At 65.3% G+C, this 18,010-nt stretch carries 21 protein-coding genes; 15 read left to right on the top strand and 6 right to left on the bottom strand.

All coding sequences use genetic code 11. From position 1 onward, the window contains the following. Positions 1 to 41: 41 nt before the first annotated feature. Genes FIU66_RS10300 through FIU66_RS10315 form a run of 4 tightly spaced genes read left to right on the top strand, consistent with a single transcriptional unit; the run spans position 42 to position 4,009 of the window. A complete protein-coding gene (locus FIU66_RS10300) occupies positions 42 to 824 on the top strand; it encodes an ABC transporter ATP-binding protein (protein WP_167622619.1) in 783 nt (260 codons plus the stop codon). Next, positions 821 to 1,654, top strand: coding sequence for an ABC transporter ATP-binding protein (locus FIU66_RS10305; protein ID WP_167622620.1), 834 nt, complete (start codon positions 821 to 823; stop codon positions 1,652 to 1,654). The genes FIU66_RS10300 and FIU66_RS10305 overlap by 4 nt, the downstream gene beginning before the upstream one ends. 3 nt (positions 1,655 to 1,657) lie before the next feature. Further along, complete coding sequence (locus FIU66_RS10310) at positions 1,658 to 2,665, top strand: branched-chain amino acid ABC transporter permease (protein WP_167622621.1); 1,008 nt, start codon at positions 1,658 to 1,660, stop codon at positions 2,663 to 2,665. 12 nt (positions 2,666 to 2,677) lie between these two features. Beyond that, positions 2,678 to 4,009, top strand: a complete 1,332-nt coding sequence (locus tag FIU66_RS10315) for a branched-chain amino acid ABC transporter permease (protein ID WP_167622622.1) — start codon at positions 2,678 to 2,680, stop codon at positions 4,007 to 4,009. Between the two features lie 25 nt (positions 4,010 to 4,034). Here the strand turns inward: FIU66_RS10315 and FIU66_RS10320 are convergent, their stop codons facing one another. Beyond that, positions 4,035 to 4,562 carry a CAP domain-containing protein gene (locus FIU66_RS10320; RefSeq protein ID WP_167622623.1) on the bottom strand — a complete coding sequence of 176 codons (528 nt, stop codon included), beginning with the start codon at positions 4,560 to 4,562 and terminating at the stop codon, positions 4,035 to 4,037. A 100-nt stretch (positions 4,563 to 4,662) separates the two neighbouring features. On the opposite strand from FIU66_RS10320, the gene guaA reads away from it, so the two are divergent. The 7 genes from guaA to FIU66_RS10355 all read left to right on the top strand — a co-directional run bounded on the left by guaA (position 4,663) and on the right by FIU66_RS10355 (position 11,219). Beyond that, complete coding sequence (gene guaA / locus FIU66_RS10325) at positions 4,663 to 6,222, top strand: glutamine-hydrolyzing GMP synthase (RefSeq protein WP_167622624.1); 1,560 nt, start codon at positions 4,663 to 4,665, stop codon at positions 6,220 to 6,222. Positions 6,223 to 6,248: 26 nt separating this feature from the next. Continuing rightward, positions 6,249 to 7,055 (top strand): GNAT family N-acetyltransferase, encoded by an 807-nt coding sequence (locus FIU66_RS10330; RefSeq protein WP_167622625.1) that lies wholly within the window; start codon positions 6,249 to 6,251, stop codon positions 7,053 to 7,055. A gap of 65 nt (positions 7,056 to 7,120) precedes the next feature. After that, positions 7,121 to 8,938: a M3 family oligoendopeptidase gene (locus FIU66_RS10335; RefSeq protein ID WP_167622626.1), complete on the top strand. Its 1,818-nt coding sequence runs from the start codon at positions 7,121 to 7,123 to the stop codon at positions 8,936 to 8,938. Between the two features lie 57 nt (positions 8,939 to 8,995). Further along, positions 8,996 to 10,186, top strand: coding sequence for a dipeptidase (locus tag FIU66_RS10340; protein WP_167622627.1), 1,191 nt, complete (start codon positions 8,996 to 8,998; stop codon positions 10,184 to 10,186). A gap of 3 nt (positions 10,187 to 10,189) precedes the next feature. Then, positions 10,190 to 10,573 (top strand): D-ribose pyranase, encoded by a 384-nt coding sequence (rbsD, locus tag FIU66_RS10345; protein ID WP_167622628.1) that lies wholly within the window; start codon positions 10,190 to 10,192, stop codon positions 10,571 to 10,573. 61 nt (positions 10,574 to 10,634) lie between these two features. Continuing rightward, a complete protein-coding gene (locus FIU66_RS10350; protein ID WP_167622629.1) occupies positions 10,635 to 10,772 on the top strand; it encodes an entericidin EcnAB in 138 nt (45 codons plus the stop codon). 66 nt (positions 10,773 to 10,838) lie between these two features. Continuing rightward, on the top strand, positions 10,839 to 11,219 hold the full coding sequence (locus tag FIU66_RS10355; RefSeq protein WP_167622630.1) for a hypothetical protein: 381 nt from the start codon (positions 10,839 to 10,841) through the stop codon (positions 11,217 to 11,219). Between the two features lie 3 nt (positions 11,220 to 11,222). Here FIU66_RS10355 and FIU66_RS10360 read toward each other — a convergent pair whose 3' ends face one another. Further along, on the bottom strand, positions 11,223 to 11,705 hold the full coding sequence (locus FIU66_RS10360) for a GAF domain-containing protein (RefSeq protein ID WP_167622631.1): 483 nt from the start codon (positions 11,703 to 11,705) through the stop codon (positions 11,223 to 11,225). A 125-nt stretch (positions 11,706 to 11,830) separates the two neighbouring features. Here FIU66_RS10360 and FIU66_RS10365 point away from each other — a divergent pair, with 125 nt between their 5' ends. Next, on the top strand, positions 11,831 to 12,520 hold the full coding sequence (locus FIU66_RS10365; RefSeq protein ID WP_370528913.1) for a transposase: 690 nt from the start codon (positions 11,831 to 11,833) through the stop codon (positions 12,518 to 12,520). On the opposite strand, the gene FIU66_RS10370 is transcribed toward FIU66_RS10365, so the two are convergent. From FIU66_RS10370 to FIU66_RS10385, 4 genes are read right to left on the bottom strand one after another with little or no spacing between them, the layout of a single operon-like run. Then, complete coding sequence (locus FIU66_RS10370; protein ID WP_167622632.1) at positions 12,477 to 13,175, bottom strand: hypothetical protein; 699 nt, start codon at positions 13,173 to 13,175, stop codon at positions 12,477 to 12,479. The two genes, FIU66_RS10365 and FIU66_RS10370, sit on opposite strands and share 44 nt — an antisense overlap. Continuing rightward, positions 13,168 to 14,967: a translation elongation factor 4 gene (gene lepA, locus FIU66_RS10375; protein WP_167622633.1), complete on the bottom strand. Its 1,800-nt coding sequence runs from the start codon at positions 14,965 to 14,967 to the stop codon at positions 13,168 to 13,170. The genes FIU66_RS10370 and lepA overlap by 8 nt, the downstream gene beginning before the upstream one ends. Positions 14,968 to 15,016: 49 nt before the next feature. Beyond that, positions 15,017 to 15,898: a DMT family transporter gene (locus FIU66_RS10380; protein ID WP_167622634.1), complete on the bottom strand. Its 882-nt coding sequence runs from the start codon at positions 15,896 to 15,898 to the stop codon at positions 15,017 to 15,019. Further along, positions 15,891 to 16,589, bottom strand: a complete 699-nt coding sequence (locus FIU66_RS10385; RefSeq protein WP_167622635.1) for an HAD family hydrolase — start codon at positions 16,587 to 16,589, stop codon at positions 15,891 to 15,893. The genes FIU66_RS10380 and FIU66_RS10385 overlap by 8 nt, the downstream gene beginning before the upstream one ends. Before the next feature lie 75 nt (positions 16,590 to 16,664). Here FIU66_RS10385 and FIU66_RS10390 point away from each other — a divergent pair, with 75 nt between their 5' ends. The 3 genes from FIU66_RS10390 to FIU66_RS10400 all read left to right on the top strand — a co-directional run bounded on the left by FIU66_RS10390 (position 16,665) and on the right by FIU66_RS10400 (position 17,987). Beyond that, positions 16,665 to 16,850, top strand: coding sequence for a heavy-metal-associated domain-containing protein (locus tag FIU66_RS10390; protein ID WP_167622636.1), 186 nt, complete (start codon positions 16,665 to 16,667; stop codon positions 16,848 to 16,850). A 152-nt stretch (positions 16,851 to 17,002) separates the two neighbouring features. Continuing rightward, positions 17,003 to 17,305 carry a hypothetical protein gene (locus tag FIU66_RS10395; RefSeq protein WP_167622637.1) on the top strand — a complete coding sequence of 101 codons (303 nt, stop codon included), beginning with the start codon at positions 17,003 to 17,005 and terminating at the stop codon, positions 17,303 to 17,305. A 4-nt stretch (positions 17,306 to 17,309) separates the two neighbouring features. Next, a complete protein-coding gene (locus FIU66_RS10400) occupies positions 17,310 to 17,987 on the top strand; it encodes an NAD-dependent deacylase (protein WP_240544660.1) in 678 nt (225 codons plus the stop codon). The last annotated feature ends 23 nt before the right edge of the window (positions 17,988 to 18,010 follow it).

The following is an 18,010-nucleotide window of genomic DNA, read 5'->3' on the forward strand; positions in this document are numbered from 1 at the left end:
GCGGTCACACTTCACCAATGGCGTGAAGACGGGGTAAACGAATGATCAGGGTCGAGGACCTTCACCGGCATTTCGGGGGCTTCCGCGCCGTCGATGGTGCCAGCCTGACGATCGAGACAGGGTCGATCACCGGGCTGATCGGGCCGAACGGCGCGGGCAAGTCCACGCTGTTCAACGTGATCGCGGGCGTGCTGCCCCCGACATCGGGCCGCGTCTTCATGGATGGCGAGGACATCACCGGCCTGCCGCCGCACGCGCTTTTCCACAAGGGGCTGCTGCGCACCTTCCAGCTGGCGCACGAGTTTTCGTCCATGACCGTGCGCGAGAACCTGATGATGGTGCCGGGCGCCCAGTCGGGCGAGACGATCTGGAAGACGTGGTTCCAGCGCGGCCGGATCGAGCGCGAGGAAACCGCCCTGCGCAGGAAGGCCGACGAGGTCCTGGACTTCCTGACCATCCGCCACCTGACCCATGAAAAGGCCGGCAACCTGTCCGGCGGCCAGAAGAAGCTTCTGGAGCTTGGCCGGACCATGATGGTCGATGCCAAGGTCGTGTTCCTGGACGAGGTCGGCGCGGGCGTGAACCGCACCCTGCTGATGACCATCGCGGATGCGATCATCCGGCTGAACAAGGAACGCGGCTATACCTTCTGCGTGATCGAACACGACATGGATTTCATCGGCAAGCTGTGCGACCCGGTCATCGTCATGGCCGAGGGAAAGGTCCTGGCCAAGGGAAGCGCCTCCGACATCATGCAGAACGAGGCCGTGATCGAGGCCTATCTGGGCACCGGCCTCAAGAACAAGGACATGGTGGGCGCATGAGCGATCAGGACGCAGTCTTCGGCAAGCGCGGCAATCGCGACCTGTCCGTCGTGAACCCCAACGGGCGCGGCACCATCGACGGCACCCGCCGATCCGGCCCCGTCCGACAGGGCCATGCGGGCGATCCCTTCCTGATCGGCGAGAACATGACCGGCGGATACGGCAAGGGCGCCGACATCCTGCACGATTGCACCATCGCGGTCGAACGCGGCCAGATCGCCGTGATCGTCGGTCCCAATGGCGCGGGCAAGTCCACCGCCATGAAGGCGATCTTCGGGATGCTGAACCTGCGCAAGGGCAGCGTCCGCCTGGACGGGCGCGACATCACCGCGCTGAACCCCCAGGACCGCGTCAAGGCGGGCATGGGCTTCGTGCCGCAGGTCAACAACATCTTCCCGTCCATGACGGTCGAGGAGAACCTGGAGATGGGGGCCTTCATCCGCAAGGACGACATCCGCCGCACGATGGAGCAGGTCTATGACCTGTTCCCCGCCGTCGCCGCCAAGCGCCGCCAGGCCGCGGGCGAGCTCTCGGGCGGGCAGCGCCAGCAGGTGGCGGTGGGCCGGGCCCTGATGACCCAGCCCTCCGTCCTGATGCTGGACGAACCCACCGCGGGCGTCAGCCCCATCGTCATGGACGAATTGTTCGACCGCATCATCGCCATCGCACGCGGCGGGCTGCCGGTGCTGATGGTCGAACAAAACGCGAAGCAGGCGATGATGATCGCCGACAAGGCCTATGTGCTGGTGCAGGGCGCGAATGCCCATACCGGCACCGGTCACGAACTGATGCAGAACGACGAGGTGCGTCGCACCTTCCTGGGGGGCTGAGCCTTGGATATCCTCAATGCCCTCGTGGCCTTTCTGAACTTCGTCTTCATCCCCGCCGCCGCCTATGGCGCGCAGCTTGCGCTTGGCGCGCTTGGGGTGACGCTGATCTATGCGATCCTGCGGTTTTCGAACTTCGCCCATGGCGACACGATGGCCTTCGGCACCGCGATCACCATCCTGGTGACCTGGGGCCTGCAATCGCTTGGCATTTCGCTGGGGCCGCTGCCGACCGCGCTGCTGGCGCTGCCCTTTGGCATTGCCGCGACGGCGCTGCTGGTCCTGGGCACCGACCGGGCGGTCTATCGGTTCTACCGCGCGCAGAAGGCTGCGCCGATCATCTTCGTCATGGCCTCGGTCGGCGTGATGTTCGTGATGAACGGGCTGACGCGCCTGCTGATCGGCGTCGATGAGCAGCGCTTCGACGACGGCGCGCGCTTCATCATCGCCGTGCGCGACTTCCGGGAATGGAGCGGCCTGGCCGAGGGGCTGGCCCTGCGGTCCACCCAGGCGCTGACGGTGGTCGTCACCGTGATCGTCTGCGCCGCGCTGTTCTGGTTCCTGAACCGCACCAAGTCTGGCAAGGCCATGCGCGCCTATTCCGACAACGAGGATCTGGCGCTGCTTTCTGGCATCGACCCCGAACGCGTGGTGCGCCTGACCTGGATCATCGCCGCCGGGCTGATGACCATCGCCGGCGTCCTCTATGGCCTGGACAAGTCCTTCCGGCCCTTCAACTATTTCCAGATCCTGCTGCCGATCTTCGCGGCGGCCATCGTGGGGGGCCTGGGCAACCCGGTCGGCGCCATCGCGGGCGGCTTTCTTGTCGCCTTTTCCGAGGTCGCGGTGACCTATCCTTGGGTCAAGGTCGCGGGATACCTGTTCCCCGACTGGCAGCCGGGGGGGCTGCTGCAACTCTTGGGGACGGAATACAAGTTCGCCGTCAGCTTCGTCATCCTGATCGTGGTCCTGCTGTTCCGCCCGACCGGGCTGTTCCGCGGCAAGTCGGTGTAAGGGAGGTCCGTCATGTCATCCAACCGTCAAGCCGCCGCATCCAGCCCCTGGCGCGCACCCGTCCTGTTCGCGATCCTCGCCGCGCTGTTCGTGCTGGAAGGCACGGTCAGGAACGGCATGTTCTCGGGCTCGTGGAACACCTCGCTGGCGATCCTGAACATGGGCCTGATCTCGGCCATCACCGCCCTGGGCGTGAACATGCAATGGGGTTATGCGGGCCTGTTCAACACGGGCGTCGTGGGCTTTCTGGCCATCGGCGGCCTGGCCCCGGTCCTGGTGTCCCTGCCCCCGGTCGAGGGCGCATGGGCCGCGGGCGGGCCGCGCCTGATCCTTTCGCTGCTCGTGGGCCTGGGGACGCTGGCGCTTGCGCGCATCGTCTATGGCCGCACCCGCAAGGTCTGGACCGTTGCCCTCGTCCTGCTGGTGGGCTTTGTCGCCTATCGCTGGCTGTTCGACCCCGCCGTCACCGCGATCGAGGCGAACGACCCGGCCCGCACCGGCAATATCGGCGGCTTGGGCCTGCCGATCCTGCTGTCCTGGCTGGTCGGCGGCGCATTCGCTGCAGCCGCCGCGTGGGCGGTGGGCAAGGTCGCGCTTGGGCTTCGCTCGGACTATCTGGCGATCGCCACCCTCGGCATCGGCGAGATCATCGTGGCGGTCATGCGCAACGAGGACTGGCTGGCCCGCGGCGTCAAGAACATCGCGGCCATCCCCCGGCCCGTCCCCTACGAGACCGAACTGCAGCAGAACCCGGCCTTTGCCGACTTCGCCGCCGGCTGGGGTTTCGGCGTGGCCGAGGCCTCGGGCATCTGGGTCAAGCTGTGCTACATGTCGCTGTTCCTGGTGGTGCTGCTGGTCATCATCCTTCTGGCGGAACTGGCGCTGAAATCGCCCTGGGGGCGGATGATGCGCGCCATCCGCGACAACGAAACCGCGGCCGAGGCGATGGGCAAGGACGTCACCGCCCGCCACCTGCAGGTCTTCGTTCTGGGTTCGGCGGTGATCGGCGTCGCGGGCGCGATGATGATCACGCTGGACGGGCTGCTGGCACCGACCAGCTTCAACCCGCTGCGCTATACCTTCCTGATCTGGGTGATGGTGATCGTGGGCGGGTCCGGCAACAACTGGGGCTCGGTGCTGGGCGCGGTGCTGATCTGGTTCCTGTGGATCAAGGCCGAAGTCTGGGGCCCGAACCTGATCGGCGTCCTTGTCGGCCCCCTGCCCGACGGCGACATCAAGGCGCATCTTCTGGGCAGCGCGCCGCATATGCGCTTTATCGCGATGGGGCTGGTGCTGCTTCTGGTGCTGCGCTTCGCGCCACGGGGCCTGGTTCCCGAAAAATAAGGAAAGGGGCCGCAAGGCCCCTTTTTCATGCGCAGTTGTCGCCCAGAACGACGCTGTAATAGGTCATCCCGTCCGAGCCCTGGGCAGACCCGCTGCCAACCTGGCGGCTGGTCTGGCCCAGAAGTTCCGTCCGCTGCGCCTCGGTCCCCAGCCAGCCGCTGACTGCCTGGGCCGGGCCGCCGCCGCGGCTGACCAGTTGAACCACGCCGCAGGCCGGATAGCCGACCGCCCGCGCCCGGTCCACGACGCTGGACCCGTTCGATCCCTCGACATCCAGCCGCCCCCTTTGCGCCATGTCGCAGGCATGGCTTTGCGCGGCCTGCGCCAGCAGGGGGGCACTGTCCAGCAGGGTCTTGCCCTCGGCCTGCCGCGCCGCGTTGACGGCGCTGTCAAGCTGGGCGCTGATCGTGGGATCAGAGGCGCATTGCGCGGCCAGGGATTGTTCTGCGGGGGCGGCGGTCCGGCCCCAGGGCATTTCCAGTTCCGCCCCCTGCTGACAGGCGGCAAGTGCCGCCAATGCGGCTGCGGTGGAAAGGATGCGGAAGGTGGACATGAAAACCCCGGCTATTGCCCGGGCCAACGCCGGCGCGCGCCGGGCAGTTCCTGCCGCCAAGTCCCTTGCGCGGCGGCATGGGCGCGCTTAAAGCGCATCCATGACCCAGCATCAGCGCCTTCTTATCATCGACTTCGGCAGCCAGGTGACGCAGCTGATCGCGCGCCGCCTGCGCGAGCTGAACGTCTTCTGCGAAATCCACCCATACAACCTGCTGACGGACGACATCCTGCGCGGCTTGAATCCGCAGGCCGTGATCCTGTCCGGCGGACCCGACAGCGTGACGCGGATGGGCAGCCCCCGCGCCCCGCAGGCGGTCTTCGACCTGGGCGTGCCGATCTTCGGCATCTGCTATGGCCAGCAGGTGATGATGGAGCAGCTGGGCGGCGCGGTCGAAGGCGGGCACCACGCCGAATACGGGCGCGCCTTCATTGCCCCGGCCCCGGGCCACAAGGGCGACGGCATCTTCGCGGGCCTGTTCGATGCGGGTCGCGAGGAGGTCTGGATGAGCCATGGCGACCGCGTGACCGCGCTTGCGCCGGGCTTCGAGGTGATCGGCGTCTCGCCCAATGCGCCCTTCGCGATGATCGCTGACGAATCGCGCCGCTTCTATGGCGTGCAGTTCCACCCCGAGGTCCACCACACCCCGCGCGGCCGCATCATGCTGGAAAACTTCGTCCGGCTGGCCGGCTTTACCGGCGACTGGACCATGGCCGGTTATCGCGACGAGGCGATCCGCAAGATCCGCGAACAGGTCGGCGACAAGAAGGTCATCTGCGGCCTGTCCGGCGGAGTCGATTCCTCGGTCGCCGCAGTGCTGATCCACGAGGCGATCGGCGACCAGTTGACCTGCGTCTTCGTTGACCACGGTCTTCTGCGGCTGAACGAGGCCGAGGAAGTCGTGACGATGTTCCGCGACAACTACAACATCCCGCTGATCCACGCCGACGAATCCGAACTGTTCCTGGGCGCCCTGGAAGGCGTCAGCGACCCCGAGGTCAAGCGCAAGACCATCGGGCGGCTGTTCATCGACGTGTTCCAGCGCTACGCATCCGCCATCGAGGGGGCCGAGTTCCTGGCCCAAGGGACGCTTTATCCAGACGTGATCGAAAGCGTCAGCTTCAGCGGCGGCCCGTCCGTCACGATCAAGTCGCACCACAATGTCGGCGGCCTGCCCGAGAAGATGGGACTGAAGCTGGTCGAGCCCCTGCGCGAGCTTTTCAAGGACGAGGTCCGCGCCCTGGGCCGAGAGCTTGGCCTGCCCGACAAGTTCATCGGCCGCCACCCCTTCCCTGGCCCCGGCCTCGCCATCCGCTGCCCCGGAGAGATCACCCGCGAAAAGCTGGACATCCTGCGCAGGGCGGATGCCGTCTTCATCGACCAGATCCGCAGGCACGGCCTGTATGACGAGATCTGGCAGGCCTTTGTCGCCATCCTTCCCGTCCGCACCGTGGGCGTGATGGGCGACGGGCGCACCTATGACTTTGCCTGCGCGCTGCGGGCTGTCACATCCGTGGACGGGATGACGGCGGATTACTATCCCTTCACGCACGAGTTCCTGGGCGAGACCGCGACCCGCATCATCAACGAGGTCAAGGGCATCAACCGCTGCACCTATGACATCACCTCGAAGCCGCCGGGCACGATCGAATGGGAATGACCATCTGAGGCATCGAAAGGACCATCATGACCTGCGCCTGCGGCCATCACCACCACCCCCGCCACCATCACGAGGCCAAGGGCACGCCCGTGCCGATGATGGCGCCGATGCTGGGGGTGACGGGGCGGCTGATCTGTGCTGATGCAGGGCAGATGATGACGGCCCTGTCGCTGCTGCCCGATCACATCCGGCAAAGCCGCGAGGAACCGGGCTGCCTGCGCTTCGAGATGTGGCAGGACGAGGATCCGCTGGTCTGGAACCTGTCCGAACTGTTCCTAGACGCCGATGCCTTTGCCGCGCATGGCGCAAGGACAAGGGCCAGCGACTGGGGCCGCGACAGTACGGGCATCACCCGCGATCTTCACCGCCTCGAGGTGATCCCGGTCATCCGGCGCGAAACCCGGCAGGATCTGGACGCCATCGACGTCCTGCTGCGCGAAGCCTTTGACGGCGAGGCCGAGGCGCAACTGGTGCGCCGGTTGCGCGCAGATGGCGACCTGTCGCTGTCGCTGGTGGCCGATGCCGGTGGCACCATCCTTGGCCATGCCGCCCTGTCGCCCCTGTCGGCGGATCGCCCCGCCCATGCGCTTGCCCCCGTCGCGGTCGCGCCAAAGGCACAGCGGCTTGGCATCGGCACGGCCCTGGTCCGCGAGGCCGTGTCCTGGGCCGATGAAGCCTCGGTCGTGGTGCTGGGCGATCCGGCCTATTACGGACCGCTGGGTTTTCTGCCTGCCGATCTGGTTTCCCCCTATGCCGGGCCAGGGTTGCAGATGATCGGGGATCTGCCCCGCGGCACCGCCATCCGCCACGCCCCGGCTTTCGCCGCCCTTTAGGCGCGGTCAGCCTTGCGGAACGGTCAGGCTGGGTTACATCTGTGACAAGCATGAAAGGAACCCGCATGGCAGGACAACCGATTTACGATGCGCGCGAGCCGGTCTCGGGCAGCGAGTTTGGAAACCTTCCAGCGTGGGATCTGACCGACCTTTATCCCGCGCCCGATTCCGCCGAACTGACTGCCGACATCGCCCTGCTGGAATCCGAAGTCACGGCTTTCGCCGCCCGCTATCAGGGCAAGCTGGCCGACCTGACCCCGGCCGAGATGCTGGCCTGCATCGAAACCTATCAGCGCATCGACATCACCGCTGGGCGGATCATGTCATATGCCGGGCTGCGCTATTACCAGAACACGACCGATCCGGCGCGGGCCAAGATGATGGGCGACCTGCAGGGCCGCATCACCGACATCACCACGCCGCTGGTCTTCTTCAGCCTGGAATTCAACCGCATCCCCAACACGACCTATGAAGCGGTCTTTGCGGCAGCCGACGGTCCCGCCCGCTACAAGCCGATGTTCGACCGGATGCGGGCAATGCGGCCCCACCAGCTTTCCGACGAGCTAGAGCAGTTCCTGCACGACGCGTCCGTGGTCGGCGCCGCTGCCTGGAACCGGCTGTTCGACGAAACCACCGCCGCGCTCGAGTTCAAGGTCGATGGCGAGGTGATGGGCCTGGAAGCCACGCTGAACCTGCTGACCGACCATGACAGGTCGCGCCGCGAGGCCGCCGCCCATGCCCTGGCCGAGGTCTTTGGCAAGAACGTCACCTTGTTCGCGCGGGTCCACAACACCCTGGCCAAGGAGAAGGCCATCGAGGACAAGTGGCGCAAGATGCCCACGCCCCAGCATGGCCGTCACCTGTCGAACCATGTGGAACCCGAGGTGGTCGAGGCGCTGCGCAATGCCGTCACTGCCGCCTATCCGCGCCTGTCGCATCGTTACTATGCCCTTAAGGCAAAATGGCTGGGCCTGGACAAGCTGCAGGTCTGGGACCGCAACGCGCCGCTGCCGACCGCCCCTGCCCGCACCATCGGCTGGGACGAGGCGCGCCAGACCGTGCTGGATGCCTATGCGGGCTTTTCGCCCCGGCTGGCGGAACTGGCCGAGCCCTTCTTCGACAAGGGCTGGATCGACGCCGCCGTCACCCCCGGCAAGGCGCCGGGCGCCTTCGCCCATCCGACCGTGACGACGGTCCATCCCTACGTCCTGCTGAACTATCTGGGCAAGCCGCGCGACGTGATGACGCTGGCCCATGAACTGGGCCACGGCGTCCACCAGCGTCTGGCGGCAGGTCAGGGCGAACTGTTGTCATCCACCCCCCTGACGCTGGCGGAAACCGCGTCGGTCTTTGGCGAGATGCTGACCTTCCGCGCCCTTTTGGCCAAGACCACCGACCCGGCCGAGAAAAAGGCCCTGCTGGCCGGCAAGGTCGAGGATATGATCAACACGGTCGTCCGTCAGATCGCCTTCTATGACTTCGAATGCAAGCTGCACGCGGCGAGGGCCGAAGGCGAGCTGACCCCCGACGATATCAATGCGCTGTGGATGTCGGTCCAGCACGAAAGCCTTGGCCCGGTCTTCGAGTTCATGCCTGGATACGAAACCTTCTGGACCTATGTGCCCCATTTCGTGCATTCGCCCTTCTACGTCTATGCCTATGCCTTCGGCGACGGGCTGGTGAACGCGCTTTACGCCACCTACGAGGCTGGGCTGCCCGATTTCCAGGGGAAGTATTTCGACCTGCTGTCCGCCGGCGGATCGAAGCACCACAAGGAGCTGCTGGCCCCCTTCGGGCTGGACGCCTCGGACCCCCGGTTCTGGGACAAGGGGCTGTCCATGATCGAGGGCTTTATCGACGAGCTTGAGGCATTGGAGGCATAGGGGGGTGCCGCCCCCATCCGCTGCGCGGATTTCCCCGCGGATATTTTTGCACAGAAGATGGTGGCGATGCTGAAACGGATCCTTGTGGCTGTGGCGGTGCTGGTGGTCGTGGCTGCGGCGGCCTTCTTTGTTCTTGCGCCGGGCTATGTCGAACGGGCACTGAACCCGCTGCGGATGCCCGCCGAAGGCTGGCCGGTGTCGAACGAGGCGCAGGCGCTGCATGACCGGCTGGTGATCGGCGACTGGCATTCCGACGCGCTTTTGTGGGACCGCGACATCCTGCGCCGTGCCAATCGCGGCCATACCGACGTGCCGCGCCTGATTGAAGGCAATGTGGCGGTGCAGGTCTTCACCACCGTCACGAAAAGTCCGCGCGGCCAGAACTATGACCAGAACAGCACCGAGGCGGCGGACAATATCACGCCGCTCTTCATGGGCCAGTTGCGCCCGGTGCGGTCCTGGTTCTCGCTGCGCGAGCGGGCCTTGGTGCAGGCCGAGGCCCTTGCCCGGGCCGCCGAGGAAGCGCCGGACCGGCTGCGGCTGATCCGCACGCGTGGCGATCTGCAAGCCGTGCTGGATGCGCGGGCCGGCGGGCAGCCCGTGCTGGGCGCCCTTCTGGGGTCGGAAGGCGGACACCCGCTGGAAGGGGACATCGCCAATCTTGACGTTCTGCATGAGGCCGGCTTCCGGCTGATCGGACTGACCCATTTCTTCGACAATGAACTGGGCGGAAGCCTGCACGGCGAAGGCGGCTCTGGGTCGGGCTTGTCGGATTTCGGTCGGCAGGTTGTTCAGGCCATGATCGACCGCGGCATGGTGATCGACCTCGCCCATGCCTCGCCCTTGATGGTGCAGGACGTGCTGGCGATCCCCGAGGCTCGGCCGATCCTGTCCCATACCGGCATCCATGGCCATTGCGGCAGCGCCCGGAACCTGGACGATGACCTGGTGCGCCAGATCGCGGCAAAGGGCGGCGTGATCGGGATCGGCTTCTGGGCCGACGTAGTCTGTGGCGCGACGCCTGCCCATGTCGCCGAAGCCATTGTTGCCGCCATCGACCTGGTGGGCGAGGATCACGTCTCGCTGGGATCGGATTACGACGGTTCGGTCGGCGTGCCGTTCGACGCGGCCAATCTTGTGGCGCTGACCCAGGCCTTGATGGACGAGGGACTGTCCGAGGATCAGATCGCCAAGGTCATGGGCGCCAACATGATTCGTTATCTGAACGAAACCCTGCCAGAGGCCTGATCGATGAAACGCACGAAGCTGCTGCATTCGGAACTGTCCGGACTTATCGCCGCGATGGGTCACGGCGACCTGCTGGTCATCGGCGATGCGGGCCTGCCCGTCCCGCCGGGCGTGCGCTGCATCGACCTGGCCGTGACGCGGGGCGTGCCGCGGTTCTTCGACGTGCTGGATGCCGTTCTGGCCGAGATGGTCGTGGAACGCGCGGCCTGGGCCGACGAGGCTTCGGGCGATCTGGACGCTGCGCTGCGTGGCCGTGACCTGGGCGAGACCCGCCAGGTCGCGCACCAGGCGTTCAAGGCCCTGACCGGCCAGGCCCGCGCCGTCGTGCGCACCGGAGAGTTCACCCCCTATGCCAATGTCTGCCTGTGGTCCGGCGTCGCCTTCTGACCTTGCGGAACCCGCTGCGCCAAACCGCGTTCGGTCGCAGATCGTGCAAAGGAGTAGAAGGATGCAGAAGACCTTGATCGGCCTTGGCGCCATTCTTGCCATGATGACGCTGGCAGGCTGCCAGACGGCACAGGGGATCGGCCGCGATGTTTCGACCGCGGGCCAGGTGATCCAGCAGGAAACGGCCGAGGCTATGTGATCCGGGGGCGGCCTTCCGGGGCCGCCCTTGAACCTTCCGGCATCCTTGCGTGGACAGGAGATTGCGATGCGACTGATGTTTCTCGCGGCGCTGCTGCTGCCCTTGCCGGCACAGGCCTTTACCGCGCAGAACGGCATGACGGCAGTGCAGACCGGCCCATCCGAGATCTCGGTCATCCACGATGTGCGGCGTGCCGATACGGACTACTGGTGCGCGGCTGGCGATTTCGCGCAGCGGGCCCTTGGGCTGCCCGGCAAGACCCGCATCTGGCGCGCCTCGCCCAAACCGCGGGGGGCGGGGGAAGGAATCATCTTCACGCTGGATCCCGCCAAGGCGGCCAAGGGCGCGGGCCTGTCGCAATTCGGCAGCGGGCAAAGGGACGGGTCGATCCCGGCCGCGATGGCAGTAGGCAGCTATTGTCGGGTGATCGTGCCCTATTTCGACTGACGTTCAGCCGGCAAGCGTTCCCAGGCGGCTGGCCACGAGGTTCGAATGCGTTTCGACAAGGTGAAGCGCATCCTCGGTCAGGTCGGGGCGCGGTTCGCGGCTGAGAAAGCAGAACATGCCGAAGACGCTGCCGTCGGGTCGATGGACCGGCACGGACAGGTGGCTGCCGATGGGGATCATCTGCGTGATCGGCAGGTCGGTCGCGATCTTGTGGCGGCTGGTGTCGGGCATGAGGCGGGGCAGATTGCCGTCGATGATGTGCTTGCAATAGATTTCCCGCAGATCCATGCTCTGGCTGGGTTGGATCATCGCTTCCAGACCGGGGGCGCTGACGGCGCGGAAGACGGCGCGGCTGTCCATGAATTCGGACAGGTAGGCAACCTCCATCCCCAGCGTTTCGCGCACCGTTTCCAGCGACAGCTGAATGGCCGCGTGATCGGCGGTGTTTTCGGCGACGGCGGACAGGGCGGGCGAAAGGCTGGGCATGGCATCCTCGTTAAGCGACAGGATTGCAGGCTAGCACGGCAGGGGCTGCGAGCGATGCCCGAAATGCCTTGGTTTTTATCGGTCGCTGTTAACCGACCGGAAACCGAGGCGCGCAATGATGGCGCATGTCGCGCTATCTCCGCCCCCGCCTGCCCGGCGTCCCGATCTTCTTCACCGTCGCCCTGGCGCAGCGGGGCAGTCGGCTGCTGGTCGATGAGGTTGGTCGCCTGCGCGAGGCGGTCAGGGCGACGCAGGCGGAACGGCCGTTCGGGATAGAGGCATGGGTCGTGCTGCCGGATCACCTGCATTGCTTCTGGCGCCTGCCCGAGTGGGATTGCAATTATTCGACCCGGTGGCGGTTGATCAAGGCGCGCTTCTCTCGGGGTTTGCCAGCAGGACCGTTACGCAACAGCCATGTGGCGCGGCAGGAACGCGGCATCTGGCAACGCCGGTTCTGGGAACATCATATCCGCGATGACGAGGATCATGCGGCGCATCTGCGGTATTGTTGGTTCAATCCGGTGAAACACGGATATGTGGAACGGCCCGAGGATTGGCCGTATTCGTCATTCCACCGCGACAAGGCCGCCGGAAAGGTGGCGTGGGGTGCGTGCTTGCACGCACCGTGTGCCGGTGAAGTGGAAGGGACGGGTCATAGTGTGGGCGAGCAGACCGCCGGGATGATCGTGCAACCCGTAGGGTGCGTGTTCACACGCACCGTGGGCGACGGCGGCGAGGAAGCGGTGCGTGCAAGCACGCACCCTACGCTTGCTACTCACCTGACGGATGTAATCCTAGCTTTTTCGCTTCATTAGCAAGATTGATATCTTTAGATATTAAACGCGTTGGTTTTTCGTAGTAGTCTGGAAGATCAGGCAGGACATTTGAACCACGGATGAGCATATTCCTACGCATTTGCAACGCCAAAATAAATCTTGCAGTTTCAGCGACCTCCCGTGACACTCGGAACATGTCCTTCAAAGTGATTTTCATTTGAGTTTGATGATAATCAAGCTTCCTTGATGCTCGTATCCAGACAGAAGAATCATCATCATACCGTTCCACTGTCATTGAGTGTGCAAGGGCATTACGGTTTGCACGACATATGTCAAAAGCCTGTCCTGCAAAATCAATCCTCTTTAACACTTCTTGTGGCTCACCGCTTCTCTTTACGGCATCACGAAGGATTGCAGTTACAGTTGTGGAGCCAAGGGCTGTTGTAAGAGCATGCCCTGCTTCAAATGAATCCGAAAAATAGCCCCAAAAAAGGGCCTTTAGCTGATGCTCTGCATAATTGAAATCTAGAATGATTCTGCCCAGCATCCACATATAAGGCGCACCCGCGTCTGTCTCGCGAAAATCAGCTAGAGCATCATCCTCTTCTGTACCGCCAAGAGCATCCCAGAATTTTTGATCGCGAAAAATATTATAGGGCTGATCGTTTTCTTCCATACGATCCCTGTCACCCATCCATCTTCAACGCCTGAATAAACGCCGTCTGCGGGATCTCCACTTTCCCGAACTGGCGCATCTTCTTCTTGCCGGCCTTCTGCTTCTCCAGCAGCTTCTTTTTCCGCGTCGCGTCGCCGCCATAGCATTTGGCGGTCACGTCCTTGCGCATGGCCGACAGTGTCTCGCGCGCGATCACGCGGGCGCCGATGGCCGCCTGGATCGGGATCTTGAACATGTGCCGGGGGATCAGTTCCTTGAGCTTTTCCACCATCACGCGGCCACGGGCCTCGGCGCGGTCGCGGTGGACCATGATGGACAGGGCGTCCACAGGCTCGTCATTGACCAGGATCGACATCTTGACCAGGAAATCCTCGCGGTATTCGCTGATCTGATAGTCGAAGCTGGCATAGCCCTTGGTCACGGATTTCAGGCGGTCGTAGAAGTCGAAGACGACCTCGGCCAGGGGCAGGTCATAGACGACCATGGCGCGGTTGCCGGCATAGGTCAGGTCCAGCTGGATGCCGCGGCGGTCCTGGCACAGCTTCAGCACGTCGCCCAGGTATTCGTCGGGGACCATGATGGTGGCCTTGATGCGCGGTTCCTCGATATGGTCCACATGGGTCAGGTCGGGCATGTCGGCGGGGTTGTGCAGGTCGCGCACCTCTCCGTCGCGCATGTGCAGCTTGAAGACGACGCTGGGGGCGGTGGTGATCAGGTCCAGGTCGTATTCGCGTTCCAGCCGGTCGCGGATTACCTCGAGGTGCAAAAGCCCCAGGAAGCCGCAGCGGAAGCCGAAGCCGAGGGCGGCCGAGGTCTCCATCTCGTAGCTGAAGGAGGCGTCGTTCAGGGCCAGCTTCTCGATCGCGTCGCGCAGGGCCTCGAAATCGTTGGCGTCCACGGGGAACAGCCCGCAGAAGACCACCGGCTGGGCGGGCTTGAAGCCCGGCAGGGCCTCGGACGCGCCCTTCTTCTCATGGGTGATGGTGTCGCCCACGCGGGTGTCGCGGACCTGCTTGATGGAGGCGGTGAAGACGCCGATCTCGCCCGGGCCCAGTTCGGCGATGTCCACCATCTGCGGGGTCAGCACGGCCAGCTTGTCGATGCCATAGACTGCGCCGGTCTGCATCATCTTCACGCGGTCGCCCTTGCGGATCACGCCGTCCATGACGCGGATCATCACCACGACGCCCAGATAGGCGTCATACCAGGAATCCACCAGCATGGCCTTCAGCGGCGCGTCGCGGTCGCCCTTGGGGGCGGGCAGGCGCGTCACGATGGCTTCCAGCACGTCGGGGATGCCGAGGCCGGTCTTGGCGCTGATCGGGATCGCGTCCTGCGCGTCGATGCCGATCACCTCCTCGATGTTGTCCTTGACGCGGTCGGGTTCGGCGGCGGGCAGGTCGATCTTGTTCAGGACCGGCACGATCTCGTGCCCCGCGTCGATGGCCTGATAGACATTGGCCAGCGTCTGCGCCTCGACCCCCTGGGATGCGTCCACAATCAGCAGCGAGCCTTCGACCGCGCGCATGGACCGGCTGACCTCGTAGGCGAAGTCCACATGGCCCGGCGTGTCGATCAGGTTCAGCACATAGGTGCGGCCGTCCTTGGCCGGATAGCTGATCCGGACGGTGTTGGCCTTGATGGTGATGCCGCGTTCCCGCTCGATATCCATGCTGTCCAGAAGCTGGGCCTTCATGTCGCGTTCGGCGACAGTGCCCGTCAGCTGGATCAGCCGGTCGGCCAGGGTGGATTTGCCGTGGTCGATATGGGCCACGATGGAGAAATTGCGGATCAGGGAAAGCTCGGTCATGGCCGGGCTATACAAGGGCTTTGGCCCTGCGGGAAGGGGATTTTGCAGCTTACAGCGCGGCCAGTTGCGCCCGCCGCAGCCGCGCCTCTCGCCACATGGAATAGATCCCCGCGCCCGCGATCAGCGCCGCCCCCAGAAGCGTCGCCGCATCGGGCCTTTCGCCGAAGACCGCGACCGCCAGCAGCATGGCGAACAGCAGCCGGGAATAGCGGAAGGGCGCGATCACCGCGATCTCGGCGATGCGGGTGGCGATCACCATGGTGATATAGCCCAGAAGGCCAAAGCACAGGGTCGCCGCCATCAGCGCCCCCTGCCCCGCCGAGGGCGCGATGGGCTGTTGGGCGCCGACGGCCAGCAGGACCAGGCCCGCGACACCCATCGACCCAAAGGCCCCGGCCGACAGCAGGCCCGAACCCACCTCGGGCGGCAGGCGGCGTGTCACCAGGTCGCGGACCGCAAGCGTGACCACGGCGATGATCGCCAGGACCGAACTGAACTCGAAGGCGGCGGTGCCGGGCTTGACGATCAGCAGGACGCCCGCAAAGCCCACCGCAATGGACATCCAGCGGCGCCAGCCCACCTGCTCGCCCAGGAACAGCGCCGCGCCAAGCGTCATCAGCAGGGGCTGCGCCTGCAGGATGGCCGAGGCGATGGACAGATCCCCCGTGGCAAGCGCGGTGACAAAGGTGATGGCGCAGACGCCCTCGCACAGGTTGCGCAGCGCCACCTGTGGCCGCAGCAGGTTGCGCAGGCGCAGGCCTTCGGGGCTGAAGGCGATCCACAGGCCGAAGACCGCCATGCCGGCAAATCCGATGACAGCCAGAAGCTGGCCCGTGGGGATGCGGCCCGACAGGCCCTTCAGCAGCGCGTCCTCGCAGGCAAAGGCGGCCATGGCCAGAACCATCAGCAGCGCCGCGCGGAGGTTATGCATGATCCGCCTCCAGCCGGGCGATCAGGCCGGGCAGGTCAGCGATGCTGTCCAGCCGGTGCGCGCGGGGATGATCCGGCGCATCGGCATGTTCGATGGCCCAGGTCATCGCATGCGGGATGAAGACGCCATGCCCGCCCAGTTCCACCACCGGCAGCACGTCGCTTTTCATCGAATTGCCGACCATCGCGAAGCGTTCGGGCGCGACGTCGGCGCGGAACAGGACGCGAGCATAGGTTTCCGGCGACTTGTCGGCCAGGATCTCGACCGCGTCGAAGCGTTCGGCCAGCCCGGATGCGGCGATCTTGCGTTCCTGGTCGATCAGGTCGCCCTTGGTGATCAGGATCAGACGCCGGTCGGCCAGGGCATCAAGCGCCTGCACCACGCCGGGAAGCAGATCGACCGGATGGGCCAGCATCTCCTGCCCCAGTTCCAGGATGCGGCCGATGGCGCGGCCGTCGATCCGCCCGTCGGTCAACTCGATCGCGGTCTGGACCATCGACAGCATGAAGCCCTTGATGCCGAAGCCATAGCGGGCAAGGTTCGCGCGCTCGACATCCAGCAACCGGCTGGCGATGTCGGCGCCGTCCGCGTAATCGCCCAACAGGGCCGCGAATTCGCCCTCGGTCACGCGGAAGAAGGTCTCGTTTTCCCAAAGGGTGTCGTCGGCATCCAGTCCGATCGCGTCGATCATCGCATCCTCTTGTCTTGCCGCCGCGCCCATGCAGGACCATGCTGGCAGTGACTTGTCAAATCCCAAGGTAAAGCCATGACCTTCACCGTTCCCGACATGACCTGCGGCCATTGCAAGGCCGCCGTCGAGGCCGCCATCGCCGAGGCCGGCGGCCATGCCACGGTCGATCTGGCCGCCAAGACCGTCACGGTCGAAGGACTGGAGCAGACCCGAGCCGCCAACGCGATTCGCGCGGCCGGATACGAAGTTTCCCCAGCCTGACCGCCCAAGGCCTTGAGCAGGCGGGCGAACCTGGCCCGCACCACTCGCGATTGAGCGGGCGGGCACTTCCTGCTAGCATCGATGCCGGACGGGATCGCAGACCGGGACAACCGGCACCCGCCGCCAGCAAAGGCAACCCGAGGAGACAGTTCATGCTAAACCGCATCGTCATTGCGGCCGCCGCCATCATGATGACCGCGCCCCTGGCCGTCGCCGGTCCCATCGATAGCGCCTGCGTCCGGTCCGACCGCGCACGCGGCAACGCGCCCTTGTGCACCTGCATCCAGCAGGTCGCGAACCAGACGCTGTCCAGGTCCGACCAGCGGCGCGCGGCGTCCTTCTTCCGCGACCCGCACGAGGCGCAAGAGGTCCGCATGTCGAAGAGCGACCGCGACAATGCCTTCTGGGCGCGCTACAAGCGGTTCGCATCCCAGGCCGAGGCCTATTGCCGGTAAGCCCTTGCGCATCACCGTCCTGACCGGCGCGGGCATTTCCGCCGAAAGCGGCCTTGCGACCTTTCGCGCCGTCGATGGTCTATGGGAAAGCCACCGGATCGAGGACGTGGCGACGCCCGAAGGCTTCGCCGCCGATCCCGCGCTTGTGCACCGCTTCTACAACATGCGCCGCAAGGACGCAGCCGGGGCGCAGCCCAACGCGGCGCATCTGGCGCTGGCCGATCTGGCCCGGCGCCACGACCTGACGCTTGTCACGCAGAATGTCGACGATTTGCACGAACGCGCGGGCAGCCCCGAGGTGATCCACATGCATGGCTCGCTGTCGGGCGCCCTCTGCGCGGCTTGCGGCCATCGCTGGCCCGCGCCGCCCGTGATGTCGCCCGACGACCCCTGCCCCGCCTGCGCCCGCCCCGCCACCCGGCCCGACATCGTCTGGTTCGGGGAAATGCCCTATCACATGGAGCGCATCTGGGACGCCCTGGAAAGCGCCGACCTGTTCGCGGCGATCGGCACCTCGGGCAATGTCTATCCTGCGGCGGGCTTTGCCCAGCACGCCCGGCGCCAGGGGGTGGAGTGCCTGGAGCTGAACCTTGAAGGCAGCGCCAACGCCCGCGACTTCCACCGCCGCATCACCGGGCCCGCCGGTCGCACGGTCCCGGAATGGGTGGCCTCGCTGGGTTGATTGCCCTTGCCTGATGACGGCCT

Source organism: Paracoccus sp. AK26 (genome assembly GCF_011801365.1).
Taxonomy (GTDB): Bacteria; Pseudomonadota; Alphaproteobacteria; order Rhodobacterales; family Rhodobacteraceae; genus Paracoccus; species Paracoccus aerius.